General features: G+C 55.5%; 15 protein-coding genes and 2 pseudogenes. 8 read left to right on the top strand and 9 right to left on the bottom strand.

What is annotated here, in order from left to right:
• Nucleotides 1–52: 52 nt before the first annotated feature.
• Nucleotides 53–1,159: pseudogene (locus LB462_RS26045) on the top strand (glycoside hydrolase family protein); the annotation flags it as partial.
• Between the two features lie 129 nt (nt 1,160–1,288).
• On the opposite strand, the gene LB462_RS26040 reads toward LB462_RS26045, so the two are convergent.
• From LB462_RS26040 to LB462_RS26030, 3 genes are all read right to left on the bottom strand, one after another.
• Nucleotides 1,289–1,447 carry a hypothetical protein gene (locus tag LB462_RS26040; protein ID WP_370637302.1) on the bottom strand — a complete coding sequence of 53 codons (159 nt, stop codon included), beginning with the start codon at nt 1,445–1,447 and terminating at the stop codon, nt 1,289–1,291.
• Between the two features lie 283 nt (nt 1,448–1,730).
• A complete protein-coding gene (locus LB462_RS26035) occupies nt 1,731–2,333 on the bottom strand; it encodes a DUF4142 domain-containing protein (RefSeq protein ID WP_224514093.1) in 603 nt (200 codons plus the stop codon).
• 28 nt (nt 2,334–2,361) lie between these two features.
• Entirely contained in the window at nt 2,362–3,759 is a 1,398-nt protein-coding gene (locus tag LB462_RS26030) for a cytochrome B6 (RefSeq protein WP_224514090.1), read from the bottom strand.
• Between the two features lie 1,741 nt (nt 3,760–5,500).
• On the opposite strand from LB462_RS26030, the gene LB462_RS26025 reads away from it, so the two are divergent.
• The 3 genes from LB462_RS26025 (at nt 5,501) to LB462_RS26015 (ending at nt 8,234) form a co-directional block, all read left to right on the top strand.
• Entirely contained in the window at nt 5,501–6,103 is a 603-nt protein-coding gene (locus LB462_RS26025) for a flavodoxin family protein (RefSeq protein ID WP_224514088.1), read from the top strand.
• Between the two features lie 33 nt (nt 6,104–6,136).
• Nucleotides 6,137–7,177 (top strand): ATP-dependent DNA ligase, encoded by a 1,041-nt coding sequence (locus LB462_RS26020; protein WP_224514086.1) that lies wholly within the window; start codon nt 6,137–6,139, stop codon nt 7,175–7,177.
• A gap of 454 nt (nt 7,178–7,631) precedes the next feature.
• Nucleotides 7,632–8,234: a general stress protein gene (locus LB462_RS26015; RefSeq protein ID WP_224514084.1), complete on the top strand. Its 603-nt coding sequence runs from the start codon at nt 7,632–7,634 to the stop codon at nt 8,232–8,234.
• A gap of 344 nt (nt 8,235–8,578) precedes the next feature.
• On the opposite strand, the gene LB462_RS31615 is transcribed toward LB462_RS26015, so the two are convergent.
• On the bottom strand, nt 8,579–8,983 hold the full coding sequence (locus LB462_RS31615; protein ID WP_370637305.1) for a DUF6766 family protein: 405 nt from the start codon (nt 8,981–8,983) through the stop codon (nt 8,579–8,581).
• Between the two features lie 155 nt (nt 8,984–9,138).
• On the opposite strand from LB462_RS31615, the gene LB462_RS26010 reads away from it, so the two are divergent.
• The 3 genes and pseudogenes from LB462_RS26010 (at nt 9,139) to nadE (ending at nt 11,776) form a co-directional block, all read left to right on the top strand.
• Entirely contained in the window at nt 9,139–10,299 is a 1,161-nt protein-coding gene (locus tag LB462_RS26010; protein ID WP_224514082.1) for a cystathionine beta-lyase, read from the top strand.
• Between the two features lie 175 nt (nt 10,300–10,474).
• Nucleotides 10,475–10,804: pseudogene (locus tag LB462_RS26005) on the top strand (GFA family protein); the annotation flags it as partial.
• Between the two features lie 150 nt (nt 10,805–10,954).
• Nucleotides 10,955–11,776, top strand: a complete 822-nt coding sequence (gene nadE, locus LB462_RS26000; RefSeq protein WP_224514193.1) for an NAD(+) synthase — start codon at nt 10,955–10,957, stop codon at nt 11,774–11,776.
• A 329-nt stretch (nt 11,777–12,105) separates the two neighbouring features.
• Here nadE and LB462_RS25995 read toward each other — a convergent pair whose 3' ends face one another.
• The 5 genes from LB462_RS25995 to LB462_RS25975 form a co-directional block, all read right to left on the bottom strand.
• On the bottom strand, nt 12,106–12,309 hold the full coding sequence (locus LB462_RS25995; protein WP_224514080.1) for a DUF3606 domain-containing protein: 204 nt from the start codon (nt 12,307–12,309) through the stop codon (nt 12,106–12,108).
• Nucleotides 12,310–12,530: 221 nt separating this feature from the next.
• Nucleotides 12,531–12,836 (bottom strand): hypothetical protein, encoded by a 306-nt coding sequence (locus LB462_RS25990; RefSeq protein WP_224514078.1) that lies wholly within the window; start codon nt 12,834–12,836, stop codon nt 12,531–12,533.
• A 459-nt stretch (nt 12,837–13,295) separates the two neighbouring features.
• Nucleotides 13,296–14,192, bottom strand: a complete 897-nt coding sequence (locus tag LB462_RS25985; protein WP_224514076.1) for a DUF72 domain-containing protein — start codon at nt 14,190–14,192, stop codon at nt 13,296–13,298.
• A gap of 206 nt (nt 14,193–14,398) precedes the next feature.
• The gene (locus LB462_RS25980) at nt 14,399–15,193 is read right to left on the bottom strand and encodes an SDR family NAD(P)-dependent oxidoreductase (protein ID WP_224514074.1); all 795 of its coding nucleotides are present in this window, start codon (nt 15,191–15,193) and stop codon (nt 14,399–14,401) included.
• Between the two features lie 14 nt (nt 15,194–15,207).
• A complete protein-coding gene (locus LB462_RS25975) occupies nt 15,208–16,377 on the bottom strand; it encodes a zinc-dependent alcohol dehydrogenase (protein ID WP_224514073.1) in 1,170 nt (389 codons plus the stop codon).
• Between the two features lie 184 nt (nt 16,378–16,561).
• On the opposite strand from LB462_RS25975, the gene LB462_RS25970 reads away from it, so the two are divergent.
• Nucleotides 16,562–17,878: an Nramp family divalent metal transporter gene (locus LB462_RS25970; protein WP_224514070.1), complete on the top strand. Its 1,317-nt coding sequence runs from the start codon at nt 16,562–16,564 to the stop codon at nt 17,876–17,878.
• The last annotated feature ends 48 nt before the right edge of the window (nt 17,879–17,926 follow it).

Genomic DNA, 17,926 nt, shown 5'->3' with positions numbered 1-17,926 from the left:
TTGTCACTTGAAACTACTTCAGCCCCGTGCAGTGGATGTGATGTCGGCCGGAGGTCTATTCCAGTCTTTCTTTCAAGGCGGGTTTGAATGCTCAACCCACCAATTGGTCTCTGGACGCCGCCTCGACATACTCGCTTCGACGAAACACGACATTTCGGCTGTAGCCGATTACGCGCAATTGAACGAACATTCCATATCGACGGTTCGCGATGGGATTCGCTGGCATTTGATCGACCGGGGGACCGGGACGTACAACTGGGATAGTTTCCTCCCGATGCTGCAAGCCGCCCGGGAGGCTGGAACCCAAGTCATTTGGGACTTGTTGCATTACGGTTGGCCGTGCGGCCTCGATATCTGGAAACCGGAATTCGTGACGCGATTTGCATTATTCGCCGCTGCGGCTGCCAAAACAGTCAAAGAACATAGTGACGACATCCCATTTTACGCTCCGATAAACGAAATTTCTTTCATGGCGTGGGGCGGCGGCGACGTTGGCTATTTAAATCCTTTTGCGCACGGCCGGGGTTTTGAACTGAAGGTCCAACTCGTGCGATCGTCGATTGCAGCCATGCATGCCATTCTTGACGTTGATCCTCGCGCCCGTTTTGTCCATTGCGACCCGATCATCAACGTCGTGGTGGATCCCGCTCGGCCATGGGAACATGATGCTGCAGAAGGTCACCGCCGGGCACAGTTCGAAGCCTGGGACATGATAGGCGGGATCCGTTGGCCCCAACTTGGCGGCCATCAAAGCCTTCTCGATATCATTGGGGTGAACTACTATCGACACAATCAGTGGGTTTTCGGGGGCGGCCCTCTCACCTCAGACGACCCGCGGTACAGACCCTTGAATTCAATGTTGTTGGATACATTCACCCGGTACGGAAAGCCGATTTTTATCGCAGAGACCGGGATCGAGGACGAAGCGCGGCCGGGATGGCTACGACATGTCTGCTCGGAGGCCCGCATTGCTATGTCTGCTGGTGTGCCTCTGGAAGGTATTTGCCTTTATCCTATCCTTGAACATCTTGGCTGGGATGATGACCGCCTGTGCCGAAATGGTCTTCTGTCAGCCCTCCCGGACAACGGCCGCCGCGGGGAGTATGTTCCTCTCGCCGAGGAGTTGAGACGCCAAAACCGTCTGTTCGGCCAATATTAGCAGCAGTGAGACGTGCTGAAAGGGACTTCAGGTGCGGCTGAGCCACCATCGCCCCTTGGGACGGAGAGCATCAGGATGAAGAGCAACAACGGTCCCGTAACAAGCAGCAGATCATAGTAGTGCTGCATATCAGGTCCGCACCTTCATTGAGGCAAAGACGCCGTCGAAAATGTGAAGTTCCGAGCCGGCGGTCACGTTGATGATGGCGTCGCGGCCATGTTCAACTTTGGGATCGGGCATGCTTTCGCAGCGCCAGTCGACCTTGCCATGCATGCTCAGTGCTTTCATCGGATGTCTCCAAGAAATGAAGGTGTGACGGGTCATTCAAAGCCGATGACGCGTGATTGGTTCCCGAGAAATTGGCCTGGGGTCCCAACTGTCCGGTGGATGACCAATGCCGCTCAATGCGACTTGTCCGGAGACGACTTCGACGAAGAAGTGTTGGAGAGCTGGGTGGTACAGCGCTAGGCAAGAAGCCATTCGCTTGACGAGGGCCCCGATGTCATAGGCATGTTCACCGCACAGGTGGTCTCGCCCGCCTGGCCACGGATCGCCGAAACATTTGACACCGTCAATTATGTTTTGCAGCAACGATTTCGCGGGACGCTTGCCCTGTAAGCGCGGAGGCGATGTCCTGTGCCATCCGTAGATGTTTCATCACTGCGGGCAAGGTTGCCGCCGAATATCGTTGCAATTGCGCGTCCTCGCCGGACCCGATCTCCCATGCCAGTAATTGCGCGGTTTTTTGATGAGCGATGATCTGCGAACGGATGTATGCAACGTCAAATGCTTGTCCCTCGGCCGCGTCCAGCTTCTGTCGTACTGCCTTATGATCGGCGTCCAACGTGTCCGGCAATGGTATCTTGGCCGCATCCGCCAACGCCTTCAGTCTGCTGTTGGCATCGGAATGATCATCAACCAAAGCCTGTGCAAATTCCTTGACCCTGGCATCGGCCGCCTTTGTTGCGGCAAGCTTTGCAAGATCAACTTCGGCCAGTCCACCCGCCGCCGCGAGCTGGGCAAAAAGCCGATCCTGATTGTTCGTTTGATGATCTGCGGGTACGCCCGGTTCCTGCATCCGTGTGTCCGGTGCAAACCCCGCGGGATTGCCTATCTGCGCGGCCGCCGGCGCGGTAGTGATTGTCATGAGAATAATGGTCAGAAAATTGCGCATATCCTGTCTCCTGATGTTGTCGGCAGCATCAAAGCGTCAGCATGTAGGCCACCAGTGAATCCTTCTCCTCCTTCGTCAGCTTCACACCGAGGACAAGATTGAAATATTCCACTGTGTCGGCCAAGGTGAGCAGGCGCCCGTCGTGCAGATAGGGCGGCGAATCCTTGATACCACGCAAGGTAAACGTCTTGATCGGACCGTCCGCAATGGCGACCTGATCATTGGCGGTGTAACCGATGTTGTAAAAACGTTCGAGCTTGAGATCATGCATGTTGTTGTCAAGGAATGAGGTTTGCGGCAGGTGGCATTCGCCGCAGCGGCCTTTGCCCATGAAGACACGCTCGCCCGCCAATTCCTGCTCGCTCGCTTTCGCCGGGTCGAGTTTGCCCATCGGGTCGAGCTTCGGTGCCGGCGGAAAATCGATGATGTTCTGCATTTGCGCCATCATGGCAACTTGGTTGGGTCTGTCGGGCAAGTTCACCCCTTTGCGGGTGGCGCTGACATGGTCGCCATTAAAATAAGCCGTGCGCTGTTCGAATTCGGTGAAATCCTCGATTGAACGCAGCGAGCGTTTTGAACCATGGATTTGTTGGTTGAACATGCCGCGCAGACTGGTGCTGTCGAGGCGGAAACGTGCGGCTTGCGGCCGGACATCCGGCGTGAGGTGAAAGGCTCCGTTGGTGTGAAAATTGGCGTGACAGTCGAGGCAGGCAACGCCCATGCTCTGCTGCGCGACCTTGCGATCTTCTGTCTGGTTGAACTCCTCTTGGGGAAATGGCGTCAGGAGAAGCCTGAGCCCCTCCATCTGGACCGGCGTAATGATGCCATTCATATATTCGTAGAAATTTTTGATCGTCAGAAGTTCTCCGCGCGACACGTCACCCAGTTCGGGATGCGTGGTCAGGAAAATCGGAGGGGGAAATTCCGGCGTCAAGTGATCGGGAAGATCAAAATCGACATCAAAGCGTTTGAGGTCGCGGTTCTCCTGTTTGCCGATCTCGTCTATTGCCTTTTGCGGGAAAACCTGTCCCCCCGTGGCTTGCTTCACATGCGGCAGGGGTCTGAAGCCCTCGGGAAGAAGGTTCTTGTCGCGGATCTCGGTTGGGCTCATACTTGCCAAGGTATCCCAGGTGACCCCGTCAGGCAGCCTGACCCTTACACCGTCCTGCACTTTTTTCTGGCCCCCGGACATGCGGGCGTCGGGAATAGGTTTATCCGCGAGGTCATATCGTTTGTTGAGAAGGTTTTGCTGGCGTTTCATGACTTTGGGTTTCTGCGCCTCGTCATTGGCCCTGACGCTCGAAAGGGGCTGCGTCGGTAGCGGACGGTAGGTCAAATCCGGGGGGAGGGGATCCGAATATGCAGCAAGGCTTGCCGCACTCGCACTCACAACACAGGCAAGAGCAACCAATTTTAAGGGTGACATGGCCAATCTCCAGAACACTCATGAACAACGCACGAACTTGCAAGGACAGGATTGGTTCCCCAGTTGCCGCACTTGCCGCTGGAGGTGGGAAAATCGTCTTGTGTAGCTGAGATTGCTTTCTCCCGCCGCTGTATCTCCACGCGACAAAGTGAGGCGCGGCTGGTTGGAGCGGCAACCCACAAGGAGCAAAGGATGGCGTCACGAATTCTTTTGACGGAAAATGTCATCGTCGAGGGCATCGAAGACGAGGCCGGAGCAATCGAAGTCCGCAACGACGGGTCTTGACGCTTTGCGCACTGCAAGTTCATTGGATACACCGCGGCTGCCCCGCCGTGACTTGAAAAGGCCGGCATTTCCGAAGGTGTCGATGAGGGCGTTAGCCTGCTGGCCGCGCCAAAGGATGTTGCCTCGCTTGTCGAGTTACTCGGAAATTTGCGAATTTGGTCGCAACCTAACGTCAAAATGCAATGAGGAAAAGCGCCCTGACTATCGGGCACCTTCTTGTTGAATATGAAGGCGAATGGTCCCGCGACCGGCAGCAATATGGACCGAGAAATCAGCCGCCATATTTTTATCGGGCATTGGTTTCGTCATGGTGGGCGTTAAGTCCTTTAGACTTGAGCGAACCTCCACGATACGTCGGGCCCAAACACAAAGTGTTGCACTTGCCCATCCCGCCATCAAGGCGTGGCGGCACTCTTGGCGTTGTCAGCGATTTGCGATGATTGCGATGAATATATGGAACGATTTTCGGTCGCCGATTGGTGTGTCTCTAAATATTTTGGCCACGCTCCGCCGCCTGATGCGTCACCACCAAATGCGTCGGATACGAGCGTTTGGGTATCGTTCTCAAACAGGGTACCCGTGCCTGAAGCTTTGTCCGTGGGACTCACAGCCATTCCTTCCATTCTTGAGCTCTATCACACAACCCGATCGCAAACGATCTGTTCCATTCGGGCGGGAACAAGGGCTCGAACCTGTTTCAAAATCCTGGTAGGAAAGCCACAACGTCTTGGCCAGGCAACCTGCACGGCTAAAGTTGAGGCCTGGACACCTCGAGGCTTGTTTCATGACAAATGATAAAAATTCAAAGACGCGTTTCCGTGGATGTACGGACCAAGCCACTTTTAGCGATCCTACCCACCATTAATAGCAGGTTGGCATGACGCCGTGCTAAAGTAAGAACAGGTCGGTGCGATAGCATTGGGCGTATGGGCAGTGGAGACCTGCAATGTTCTGGTTTAGCAAGGGGTGGGATCCGACGCCGCGGTAACCGTAACGGCACCGGATCCCGTGCGGAAGAGCGTCACACTCTCCAACAAGCCGTGAACCTGGCAAAGTTGATAATGTTCCGAAAAAAGCTCGCTAAAAATTGTTTCATCGGAATATGAATACACTTGCGATGGAAATTGTCGCTGCGGTTCTAACAAGCATGCTGGTGAGATCCAACGAACCCGGCGCTGGGCTTCAGCGGGCATGACAGGCGGGGCTCGTGTCGGCCGTGAATGTCCACGCAACCAACCGTGCATGACTTGCAATGGAAGGACAGGTTCGTCGTTGGGCGCGAGGTAACCAGCATCAGAGAGATTGCGCGCTCCAAGGAGGGAGCATTAAAGGCCTATCGACCGCGAAAACTGGCGTAGGCAAAAGATGTCGCATTGAGGTCACGTGGAACTTTTCCCGAGCGCAACAGTTCCTTGGTCCTAAGTCCGACGAACACGCAACGCTCATTAGGAACGACATGCCCCTGAATGTTCTAGCGATAAATTGTACGCTGAAGGCAAGTGGCGAATCTTCTACCCAACGGATGCTTGATCTGGTCATTGAAGCTTTCAAGGCACTCGATATCAACACGTCGAGCGTCCGGTTGGCTGAAGTGAACATCAAACCCGGTGTAACGTCCGATGAAGGTGACGGCGATGATTGGCCCGACTTGAGACAACAGATCATCGATGCGGATATTCTGATCCTTGGCACTCCCATCTGGTTGGGACAGCCGTCAAGTGTTTGCAAACGGGCACTTGAGCGGATGGACGCCTTCTTGGAAGAAACGGATGATAAGGGAAGGATGCCGTCTTATGGGAAGGTTGCGGCGATTGCAGTCGTCGGTAATGAAGATGGAGCGCACCATGTCTCAGCAGAGTTGTATCAGGCGTTGAACGATGTCGGGTTTTCCATTGCCCCCAATGCCGTTGCCTATTGGGTGGGCGAGGCGATGGGCAGTACCGATTTTATTGACTTGAAAGAGGTTCCGAAACAAGTCGCTGATGCGATTGCCATGCTGGCGCGCAACACCGCTCATCTTGCTGACCTGTTAAAGAACCAACCTTATCCGGGTGAATAGCCAGGTCTGGTTCAAAGACGCCGAGGTTCATAGATGGGGAAGAGCCCAAAGACATCCGGAAGCGGGAAAGCTTGCCTCTTCGCGTTACCCCTCGATACGCCGCCCATCGAAGCGCGTTCCGCCCAAGAGTTGCCTGAAGGTGTCAACTGGCAATACGAACCCAAATGGGACGGCTTTCGCTGCCTGGTTTTCAAGGAAGGCAGCCAGATCGATCTCAGAGCTAAATCCGGCAAGCCCCTGGGGCGTTATTTTCCTGAGATGATCACCTGTCTACGAAATTGGCCATCTGAAAGATTTGTCGTCGATGGTGAGCTTGTCGTTGAGATTGACGGTCAGCCTGCGTTTGACGCTTTGCAGTTGCGACTTCATCCTGCCGAGAGCCGGATACGAAAACTGGCGCACGAAACCCCTGCCAAGCTCGTCCTGTTTGACTTGCTGGCTTCTGAAGACGGCAAGTCTGTTTTGGATCAACCCCTGTCTCAACGCCGGAAGCTGCTGGAACAGCTTTTTGGTCGGGTTGAAGAGGACGCGTCGCTTGAAAATATTGTCCTTTCCCCGACAACAAGACAGGTGAAGCAAGCCTTGAAATGGTTGTCCGAAGCTGGCCATGGGGGCTCCGACGGTGTCATAGCGAAACGGCTTGAGGGAACCTACGAGGCGGGTCAGCGGGTCATGGTCAAGGTGAAGCGGCTACGCACCGCCGACTGTGTTGTCGGAGGCTTTCGCTATGAAAGCCAATCTCGCGAGGTCGGGTCTCTGCTTCTTGGCCTTTATGACAGAGTTGGAAAACTCAATCATGTCGGCTTCACCTCCACGATTCAGGACGACGAACGCGGGGCTTTAACCAAGCGGCTGGAGCTACTGCGTGAGCCGCCCGGCTTTACCGGGACGTCGCCTGGTGGCATCAGCCGCTGGAGCAAACGAAGTAGTGAGTGGGAGCCGCTGCGTCCGGAGCTCGTCGTCGAGGTGCGGTTCGACCATATCACAGGCGACCGCTTTCGCCATGGCACCAAACTTATGCGCTGGCGACCCGACAAGCGGCCAGATCAATGCACCGTTGAACAACTTGTCTAGTCTAGCGAACCAGATTCATTGAATTATGGTGGCTCAAGCTCCCTCGGGGTGAACAGGTATTCGACAGTGGAACCTGGAGCGTGGCTGACAAGCCGCTTGTAACAGTTTGTATCCATCAGGAGGAGACCTTGATATGGGTGATCCAATACCTACCCCAGAGCCAGAACCGAGCCCACCGCTGCCGGACGATCCGCCTATCCCCCATCCTGAGCCAGGACCAGTACCAGTTCCGCCGTTAAGATAGGGGCCGCCGATTAAATGGCCAGACGAGATCTGTCGTAGTTCGATTAATGGTGTCAGCGATCTTGCTCTTTGTGCGTTCGACTAAGAGCTATCCCAGTCCGCCGTTCTTCACAAAAAGGCAAATGCGCCAACGGGTTGGCTGGAACCTTCACCTGATCCAACGGTTATCTACTTCCCTATAGTTGGGTAAGAAAATCAAGGGAGATAGCAAATGCAAACAATCACAGGACTGTACGACAATCATGCCGATGCCCGAGCCGTGGTTCGCGCACTCGAAGATGCCGGCATTGCTTCAGACCGCATTAGTATTGTCGGTCGCGACGGCGACGAGCGCGACGACAACGCCGGGGAGGGTGCTGCGACCGGTGCTGGAATCGGTGCTGCGGTGGGGGGCACCGGAGGGCTTCTTGCCGGACTTGGGATGCTCGCCATACCGGGCATCGGTCCCGTGGTGGCCGCAGGTTGGCTCGCCGCCACCGCGGCAGGTGCGGTAGCTGGCGCAGCCGCCGGTGGCGCTGCAGGCGGCATTATAGGGTCTTTGACAAATGAAGGCGTAGACGAAAAAGACGCGCACGTTTATGCGGAGGGCGTTCGCCGCGGAAGCACACTGGTTTCGGCACGAGTTGACGACAGTGAGGCCGAAGGTGCTCAGGCCATCCTTAAGGCCAACGCGCCGGTCGACCTTGACACACGCCGCGCCTCGTATCGTGAAGCCGGGTGGGAGAGGTTCGATGGATCCCTGCCCGATTACACAGAAGAAGATGTGCTCAAAGAACGCGATCGTTTGCGTCAGACCACTCAGATGATGCCATAGGCTTCAGCTTGGCCACTCGAGGCGAGGGCTCCCGGGTGGCTATTTTCAACGGCGAAACGACTTCCTTCATCTCAGCGAGATCCTCGCGTTGTAAAGCCAGAAGAAAAAAGTCGAGATTGTCGTCCAGCGCTTATGGAGATGTCCCTTTTGCGCGACATATTCTCAATATGCCGAATGGTTCCTGGGCTGCCTCCGGTGGTGTCGGCCGAGATCCCAGTTAATTTCCGGTCTGACTATCGGATGCTTCAACCGGCTTGATCAAGGCGATCCGCGATGGCGCAGGAAGATGGAGACATGACCCGCGTCGCTGTCGAAAAAACTCCGATTGCCAGTTTTGGCAAGATTCAAGGCAGAAACGTGCGTTGCCAAGACAAGCAGCGCGGATTGCACAGTCGCACCATGGGCGGCTGCATCGGAGTTGAATGCAGAATGGCTCCAAGGAAATAGCCAGAACGAAAAGCGTAAATCCAGCTGCGGGACCGCGGCGGTGGCTCCTTGTCTGTAGGCATATCATCGGGTCGCGCGACTCCGACGATCCTCGTTGCAAAAAGATATGCGGCGAGGACCACATGAGTCGCCATCGGCAGCCACTCACTTTTTCGGTTTGCAAATAACGCCGGAACGAAATTTTCGCCGGTGATGTATGCAACAAATCCGGTGGCGGGAGACGATGCCTGGCACTTCATGTTTTTCGCGGCACGACCCTGAGCAAAGCCATATACTTGCGAAGAAGGCGCGCAATAGAGCACCGTTGTCTCGGAGGAAACGCATGGGAGAATGCTCTCTTTTTTGGTGGGCACCTTCGCCGGGCAGCTTGGAACATAGCTCCGCTTCGGAACATTTCTGACCAAGAAGGATTTGGCATTGGTGGTTCACAGCAATATCATTTTCTGAAGGATTCCGAATGCATTGGCGTACCAGGCTCTTGAACCCGGAACAGAAGCCAATCGGCGGGTACCAGTCTCTTGTCATCCCGACCTATCGGGGTTCGACCGTGATCTTTGACAATGTGGGAGCAGCGCACAATAACTGGCGTCAGATCGAGGCCGGTTACAATTACGGACTTTATGGAACGCCTACCGTGCTGGAATTGGGTGCACGGATTGCTGAACTAGAGGGTGCTTACCGCACTTTTGTGGTCCCAGGAGGTCAGGCCGCAATCGCCTTGATCTATCTCGCCGTCTGCAAGACCGGCAGCCATGCCCTGGTACCGGCCAGCGCCTATGGCCCAAACAGGGAATTGGCCCAAAAGCTACTGCAGCGTCTGGGCATAGAGGTTGAGCCCTATGATCCTCTGGTTGGTGATGGGATCGGCGCGTTGATAAGACACAACACAGCGCTAGTGTGGACGGAAAGCCCGGGTTCGATCACGATGGAAGTCCAGGATGTTCCCTCCATAGTTGGGGTCGCTCATGCTCGTGGTGTTCCGGTTGCCCTCGACAACACATATTCTGCCGGCGTTCTCTTCGACGCCTTCGCGCATGGTGTGGATATCAGCATGCAGGCCCTGACCAAGTATGTAGGAGGGCACAGCGATCTTCTTTTGGGCACCGTCTCCGTGAAAGACGATGCCTTGTACGAGTCAGTGGGTACTGCCTGGGATCTGTTGGGCATGGCGGTTTCGCCCGATGACGCCAGCCTGGCTTTGCGCGGTCTGCAAACGCTCGGCGTGCGTCTGGAAAGGCTGGAACGTTCGACACTGCAGGTTGCAAATTGGCTTGCCGAACAATCGGCGATCCAGAATGTGCTTCATCCGGCGCTCCCGTCGTCGCCGGGTCATGTCTTCTGGAAACGCGATTTCACCGGGTCCGCGAGTGTCTTTTCAATCGTGTTCAAGAAAACATTTGGTCCGAAGGACGTTGACGACTTCGTTGATCGACTGGCGCTGTTCAAAGCCGGCTACAGTTGGGGAGGGGTCACCTCGTTGGCGATGACTTATCCCTATCTTGCAAACGGCGGTGAAGATTTCAGCGGGCGAATCGTCAGGTTGAATATCGGTCTGGAAGAACCCGACGATCTTATTGCTGATCTTCACCAATCGCTGCGGATTATGGTTCCGTTGTGACGATCGACGTTTTACTTCGGTCAGGACCAAGCAGGGAAGCGCGCGCAATTCCTTGGCTAGCAACCAAGTCATGGCCCCGGTGTGTTCCTCATCGTTAGACTAAGATTCGGAACCTTGATGCGTTGCAAGGAACAAAGTCCCGCCATCTCTGTTGCACGTGCAGTGGAGGAACCAGATGGTTGACCGGCTAGAGACAGCCAGCTGTTTTTGCGGCAGCGTACAAGCGGAATGCGAAGGCGAACCGTTCTGGATCAATTACGATCATGATGCCGATTGCAGGCAAGCGATCGGCGGCCCGCTTACTGTTTGGGTAGGATATAGACCGCAGCAATTCCGCATAACCAAGGGTGAGATGAAGAGGTTCTCGAGGACATCTGGCATTACCCGGACGTTTTGCGGGAACTGCGGATCGTCAATCGGATATTTCGATGAGGGTATCAAGGACGAGATATATCTGACGATCGGCTTCTTCGATAACCCCGAGCGGTTCAAGCCGGCGGCTCACGGCTATTGGCGAGAGAAACTTTCCTGGGTCGAATTTTCTGACAATCTCCCGCGGTTTGATGAATATACACGTATCCGAGACGCCGAATTTGGCAATCCCAACACCCGAAAGACTTGCGGAGAACGATCGAAAGGAAGGGAGACAGTCAACATCAGCACCGGGCAACAAGAAATCATTCGATCACTCGGAGTGAGCCAAGACTTCGATCCGGTTTCGCAGACCCAGGACCGAATTGATTTTCTGGCCGAATATTTGCGATCGTCCGGATCAATGACCTATGTTCTTGGTATCAGCGGAGGCGTCGATTCTCTCCTTGCAGGCATGCTTGCCCAAAGTGCCGTGGAGCAACTGCGCGAAAACGGATACGACGCCCAGTTCATTGCAGTGCGTCTGCCCTACGGCGTGCAGGCAGATGAAGATGCGGCATCGATGGCCCTGACGGCCATTTCACCGGACCGTGTTCTTACGATCAACATCAAGCCGGCCGTCGACGCGATGATGATGGCACTGAAGCGGGGGGATCTCGCGTTCCGCGACGAGGCCCATGAGGATTTCGTACTCGGCAACATAAAGGCCAGGGAACGCATGATCGCCCAGTACGCAATTGCTGGGGCTCACCACGGCCTCGTCATCGGCACGGATCATGCGGCAGAGGCAGTCATGGGCTTCTTCACCAAGCATGGCGACGGAGCGGCCGACATCCTGCCGCTGTCCGGATTGATCAAACGGCGCATTCGCGCCATGGCTGCAACGCTGGGCGCTCCGGATCACCTGGTTACCAAGGTCCCGACAGCCGACCTTGAGTCTCTCGTGCCACAGCGTCCCGATGAAGATGCGTATGGGGTCACCTACGACCAGATCGATGACTTCCTGGAAGGGAAGCTGATCGTGGAGAATGCCAGGGACATCATTGTTCGGGCCTATAAAGCCACGCAACACAAACGCGCCCTGCCTGTAAGCACCGTCTCATGAATGCTGGACAAATCATTTCCGGAACGGATCAATGAATGAGATAAATGTTCAATGGTACGAGCGCAATGCAAAATGGAAAGGCACATTTCACCGTGTGGGTTCCGTCCTCCAACCATTCAGCGGCCTGAAGCGTTGCGGGCGAGCAAGTCAGCAAGCATGTGCATTGCGCGTCGTCTGTAGGCTAAGAGGTAAAGGCGAAACGAATCCAGAGAAGCGCTAAAACGACAACGACTGCCGCCACGAACACTTCCCAGTCAAGGGCGAAAAGCGTGAAAGGACCGTGCATCTGCCATACCAGTTCGAGGGCAAACAGCTAGCCGATATTCCAACTAGAGGTGCGCATAAGTCTGACGCGTTTTTCGCTTCGACAGCTCTGCCTTTATTTTTTCCCTGTCGCCATTGTACTTCGCGATCAGTTGATCGGCATCGTCGCGCCGCAGATGCAGGGACTTCATAAGATATTGGACTTCATACTTCTCGCCAGCGGCGACTGTCTCCCGGTCGGTCGTACGTTTTGTCTTATCATCAGCCATGACTTCCTCCATCCATAGATTGGCCAGGTGGGGCTCGCCGCAGAACAAGGAATATCAGAGTTTGCGCGACGTGCCTCCGTCAGGTGAGCTAAGCGCTCCCGACTCGGCCCAAACTTTCATAGCAAGAGATTGTTCCGCACTTGTACGCTGGTGCACGTAACAGCCCGCGGCCCCTTTCAAGCAACACGAGCCTCCAGCAGACCCGCCAGATTGCATTGCCGTCAAAGAATGTCGACCGTATGGGTGCTGATGATGATCTGGTGTTGCTGAAAAACGGATTCGAGAGTTTTTCGGTAGTCTTTCCACCAGTCATAAGACAGCCTTTTGGTCATGACCTCGAAGACGATGATCTGGTCGAACTCCAATTTTCCCCCGTGCGCCCACAATCCTTCAGCGGGCGCGTTGGAAAACATGGTGACGCCGCCGAATTTGGCCGTCAGCTTCTGTTTCACCCGGTCGTGCGTTTCGGAAGGAAGAGCGCGGCCATCCGGATCATTCAGGGGAAGATATATCTTGACCAAATGCATTTCCTGCCTTCGATGATCGTCTCAATCCACAAATGCCGGGATCCCGGTTTCCCGGCCCTTGACCAGGCGTCCCAGTACCCTTTGTCCTATCAACCCGGACCGCGCTCCCGATTTAACTCACTTGCCGCTCCACAGGTTCCTTCAGTGAACCTTTGCCGACAGTACAGCTGCCGAATAGGCCGCCTTCGCGTAACTGGTGAACTCTAGGGCATTGCCGGAGTCCAGCACCTCTCGACGCGCTCGAAACATGCGCCGACCGCGACGAGAAACCATGCGCCGACGATTCCGGATCAAATACCCAGCCAGCCTGGCAGCGCCGAACAGCCATTGACGCATTGGCCAGGAACGGCCCCATGAATAACGACGCCAGATTATTTCATGAACATCTGCGCGAACCACCCAAGACCCCCATAGTGATCGCTGCAATCCCCGCCGTTCCGCCATTTTTCTTCACATTCCCTATGTGCGCAAACCATCGCTTTTCAGGAGTTCTATAAGCGCTTTTGCGTTCTTGATCGCATGACCGTCACGGTCATTGTTGAAATAGACCCAAACATTTTTGGCGCGGCTCTTGCGGATTCGCGCAGCCCAATTCGCTAATTCTTCGTCGCTGTAGTCATGACGGTACCAATTCTTGGTTCCGTGGAATCGGACGTAGATATCGTCGGCGGTTTTGACCAGTTCCTCTGGAAGTCGCGGTCCGCTGCAGGAGCAGAAGATCGCTCCGGCCGCACGAAAAGCCGCATAGACTTCCTCGTTCCACCAGCTTTTGTGACGAAATTCAACGACGTTGCGGTGACGTGGATTCAGTTGCTGCAAGATGGTTTTAAGAAATGTCGGGTCGTAGCGAACGCTTGGAGGTAGCTGAAACAGAAAACAGCCCATTCGTTCCCCAAGCAAATCTGCGATGTATCCGAAATCGCGTATCAAGGGTTCGGTACCGTCAAAACGCTTAACATGAGTGATCAGTTCGCATACTTTGATCGTGTAGACGAAGTCGCCAGTCGCCTGGCGCAGCCAAGTCCTGACTGTCGCAACCGTTGGCCAGGCATAAAATGGTGCATTGAGCTCCACGGTTCCAAAACTTTTTTCGTAAATCGAAAACCATTGACTGGATGGCACGCCATCTGGATAAAATTTGCCCTTCCAATGCCAATAGTACCAGCCGGAACACCCAACATGGACGCCATCCCGCAGACGATTAGACGGGGCCACCGGCTCAAGCACGTCTTCCTTCGAAATACGAACTGCGTGCATCTTTGCCGCGCGTTGTAGATTTGTCAGTCGTTGCCTTTGCCTGCGCTCGGCGCGCCGCTCGCGTCGTTGTTGGATCTCTTCGGGGGAACGATCGCTCACGGCAGCAATTTTTCCTGCGCGTAACCACTGCAGACTAACTTTAATCCAGAATCCAGAATGCGAGCTGAGAGACGCGACGCGCCCTTGGCGAACCAAATCTGCTTACGCCAACACAGGTAGCCGCCCGGACAATGCAAGCTGGCGGACGTTGTCCGACCCATCGCTGCAGTCTCAAGATCGGTCGTTGTGATGACATGCAATGTTGATCATTCCTTCGCCGATCCTGGTGCTGCTGTTTTGGCATGCTGCCCGGCCAGCATTGCAGACGGTGTGATGTTCGCAATTGCCGACTGGAGCTTGTTCTTCCAGCCACTGACGACGTCGCCCTCGTTGCCCATCATGGCGTCGAATCCGGCCCGTGCGACATCAGCAGGGTCATCCTTCTTGGACTGGCCTATTGCCGTGTCAAGCATATGCGCGCGCTCGAAGAAGCGGGTGTCCGTGGCACCCGGCATAAGGCAGCTTACCGTCACGCCGGTGTCCTCAAGCTCTTCACGCAGGGCGAAGGAAAAACTGTTCAGGAAGGCCTTGGTGCCGTTATGAACTGCCTGATAGGTGCCTGGTATGAAGCCCGCTATCGACCCGGTGATGAGAATGCGTCCTTCGCCCCGTTGGCGCATCGCGTTGCCGATCTTATGGATCAAAGCGATTGTGCCAGTGATGTTGGTGTCAACGACGTGCAGCGCTTCGGCGAGATCCTGATCGAGAAAGCCCTGGCCAAGTCCATGGCCTGCATTGGCGAGGAGAATGTCAACGGGCTTGCCCTTGTCGGCTATGAACGTGCAGAACTTCTCGACACCCGCAACGTCCGCAAGGTCGATCGTCATGGCATCGACCGTCGCGCCCTCTCGCCGCAGTTTTTCCGCAGCCCTTTTGATGTCCGGTTCGTCGGCGGCAATAATAAGATCATAGCCTTCGCCGACGGCGATCCTGGCCAGTTCTAGTCCGATGCCGGACGAAGCGCCGGTAACGACGGCGAGGGGACGCGCTGTGTTTACCATATCATTGTCTCCGATCAGGGTTTGAGGACGACTTTGATGCAGCCGTCCTTTTTGTCTCGAAATGTCTTGTAAAGCTCGGGACCTTCTTCGAGGCTTGCCCGGTGGGTAATAACGAAAGACGGGTCGATCTCACCCTTTTGGATACGCTCCATCAGCATCGGCAGGTAATGCTGAACCGGGGTCTGCGCCATGCGAAAGGTCAGTCCGCGATTGATTGCAGAACCCATCGGGATTTTATCAACGAAGCCGCCATAGACGCCAACAATGGACACCGTGCCGAAGTTGCGGCAGCAGTGGATCGCCTGACGCAGCACGTGCGGCCGGTCGGTGCCCATGAAGGTTGCAGCCTTGATGCGGTCGACCACGGAATCGAAGCTTGCCATCGTATCCGGCTCGGTGCCGACGGCGTCGATACATGCGTCAGCGCCTCTGCCGTTCGTCAACTCCATGATCCGGTCATATATATCCTCGTGCCGGAAATCGAGGGTTTCTGCTCCGCTTGACCGCGCCAAGGTCAGCCGTTCGGCAACGGTGTCGATGGCGAGAACCCGATCGGCACCAAGCAGGAAAGCGCTGCGGATCGCCATTTGTCCGACTGGTCCGCAACCCCAGATGGCGATGGTGTCTCCCTCCTGGATATTGCAGAATTCCGCTGCCATAAACCCCGTCGGGAAAATGTCGGAAAGAAACAGCACCTGTTCATCCGATAGACCGTCCGGCACCTTCATTGGCCCCACATCAGCGTAGGGCACGCGCAGATATTCTGCCTGACCGCCGCTGTAGCCGCCAAGAAGGTGCGAATAACCAAAAAGCCCCGCCGGCGAGCTTCCCCAAAGCTTCGCGGCCTTTGCCTTGTCGGGGTTGGATCGCTCGCAGCCTGAAAAATAGCCCTTTTTGCAAAAGAAGCATTCGCCGCAGGCGATGGTGAACGGCACGACGACGCGGTCGCCCACTTCCAACGCCTTGTTGTCCGCACCGACCTCGACGACTTCGCCCATGGTTTCGTGACCGATGATGTCCCCGTGTTCCATCGAGGGAATGACGCCGTCGAAAATGTGAAGATCCGAACCGCAGATGGCGCAGGCGGTCACCTTGATGATGGCGTCGCGGCCATGTTCAATTTCGGGATCGGGCACGCTTTCGCAGCGCATGTCGCCCTTGCCGTGCCAGGTCAGTGCTTTCATCGGATTTCTCCAAAGATGAACTTGTCACGCGTGCTCAAAGCCCGACGAAGAGTGATTGTTCCCAAGAGATTTGCACCGACGTCCAACCGTCCGGTGGATGACAAATGACGCTCAATGCGTGTCGCTCGGGAACACTGCGGCTTCGCCGGAGTTTGTCAGCTGACCAAATTCGGGAGTTGATTTTATGACACAAGCTTCGATCGGACATGGAAATGCCAAGCGCGACCCCGTCGTCGAGCCGAGCAAACCAAGACTGCTGAGTGTCCTTGGCCCCGGTCTCATTACAGGCGCTGCCGACGATGATCCGAGCGGGATTGCGACCTATTCCCAAGCGGGTGCGCAGTTCGGTTACGGCACGGTGTGGACCATGCCGTTCTGCTATCCATTGATGGCGGCCGTCCAGATTATCACGGCGCGGCTTGGCAGAACGACAGGGCGCGGACTTGCCGGGAATATCCGGCGATATTATCCAAGCTGGATCGTCTATGTCTGCGTTACGCTTCTTGTGATCGCCAACATCATCAATATCGGTGCCGACATTGGTGCGATGGCGGATGCGATGTCGGGACTGATCGGCGGATCAATCATTCTCTATGTGCTGATCTTTGGCGCTGTCTGCATCCTGATGCAGATATTCCTCGAATACAGACACTATGTCCGCATCCTGAAATGGCTGACACTGGCGCTTTTCACTTATATCGGCACGCTGTTCTTCGTGACGATCGATTGGATGGCCCTGCTGCACGATACGGTGTTCCCACCGATCGCATTCAACTCCGCGTATCTGACCGCCATCGTCGCCATCGTCGGCACGACGATCAGTCCCTATCTCTTTTTCTGGCAATCGTCGCAGGAAGTGGAAGACATGAGGGAAAAGCCGGAGCGCGAGCCGCTGAAGGATGCCCCCGAGCAGGCACGCGGTGCCGATCAACGCATCAACCTCGATACGCTTGTCGGCATGGGCTTTTCCACCGTCATCGCTTTGGCCATCATGGTGACAGCCGCGGCAACCCTGCATAAGAATGGCATAACCCAGATTGAAAGCTCGGCCCAGGCTGCAGAGGCGCTGAAGCCAATTGCCGGCTCCTTTGCCCAGTTTCTTTTTGTTCTTGGTATTTTGGGAACGGGTCTGCTGGCCGTTCCGGTGCTTGGCGGCTCGGCCGCTTATGGTGTCGGGGAAACCTTGAAATGGCCGACTGGCCTCAATCGCAAGCCCAAGGAAGCGAAAGCCTTCTATGCAACGATTGCGCTTGCCACGGCCATCGGTATCGGGCTCGACTTCACGCCCATCAACCCGATGCAAGCGCTGTATTGGAGCGCGGTGATCAACGGCGTCGTCGCCGTCCCCGTCATGATCATCATGATGCGCATGGCCACCCAGCCGCGCATCATGGGTGAACAGACGATCGGTTTGACGCTCAAGATTTTTGGATGGATTGCCACCGTGTTCATGGCATTGGCGGCGATTGCGATGATCGCGACCAACGTAATCCCGTTTTGATCGCCCGACCGAAATAATGCGATGGGCGGAACGAAGAGAAAATGGCGT

It is taken from the genome of Phyllobacterium chamaecytisi, assembly GCF_020164455.1.
Lineage (GTDB): Bacteria > Pseudomonadota > Alphaproteobacteria > Rhizobiales > Rhizobiaceae > Phyllobacterium > Phyllobacterium chamaecytisi.
This window is presented reverse-complemented; position numbering and strand designations above follow the sequence as displayed.

Bases quoted from the DNA above. Each gene is read 5' to 3' on its own strand.
- LB462_RS26040 (WP_370637302.1), bottom strand. From the start codon at position 1,447: ATGAAAGCACTGAGCATGCATGGCAAGGTCGACTGGCGCTGCGAAAGC.
- LB462_RS26035 (WP_224514093.1), bottom strand. From the start codon at position 2,333: ATGCGCAATTTTCTGACCATTATTCTCATGACAATCACTACCGCGCCG.
- LB462_RS26030 (WP_224514090.1), bottom strand. From the start codon at position 3,759: ATGTCACCCTTAAAATTGGTTGCTCTTGCCTGTGTTGTGAGTGCGAGT.
- LB462_RS26025 (WP_224514088.1), top strand. From the start codon at position 5,501: ATGCCCCTGAATGTTCTAGCGATAAATTGTACGCTGAAGGCAAGTGGC.
- LB462_RS26020 (WP_224514086.1), top strand. From the start codon at position 6,137: ATGGGGAAGAGCCCAAAGACATCCGGAAGCGGGAAAGCTTGCCTCTTC.
- LB462_RS26015 (WP_224514084.1), top strand. From the start codon at position 7,632: ATGCAAACAATCACAGGACTGTACGACAATCATGCCGATGCCCGAGCC.
- LB462_RS26010 (WP_224514082.1), top strand. From the start codon at position 9,139: ATGCATTGGCGTACCAGGCTCTTGAACCCGGAACAGAAGCCAATCGGC.
- LB462_RS25995 (WP_224514080.1), bottom strand. From the start codon at position 12,309: ATGGCTGATGATAAGACAAAACGTACGACCGACCGGGAGACAGTCGCC.
- LB462_RS25990 (WP_224514078.1), bottom strand. From the start codon at position 12,836: ATGCATTTGGTCAAGATATATCTTCCCCTGAATGATCCGGATGGCCGC.
- LB462_RS25980 (WP_224514074.1), bottom strand. From the start codon at position 15,193: ATGGTAAACACAGCGCGTCCCCTCGCCGTCGTTACCGGCGCTTCGTCC.
- LB462_RS25975 (WP_224514073.1), bottom strand. From the start codon at position 16,377: ATGAAAGCACTGACCTGGCACGGCAAGGGCGACATGCGCTGCGAAAGC.
- LB462_RS25970 (WP_224514070.1), top strand. From the start codon at position 16,562: ATGACACAAGCTTCGATCGGACATGGAAATGCCAAGCGCGACCCCGTC.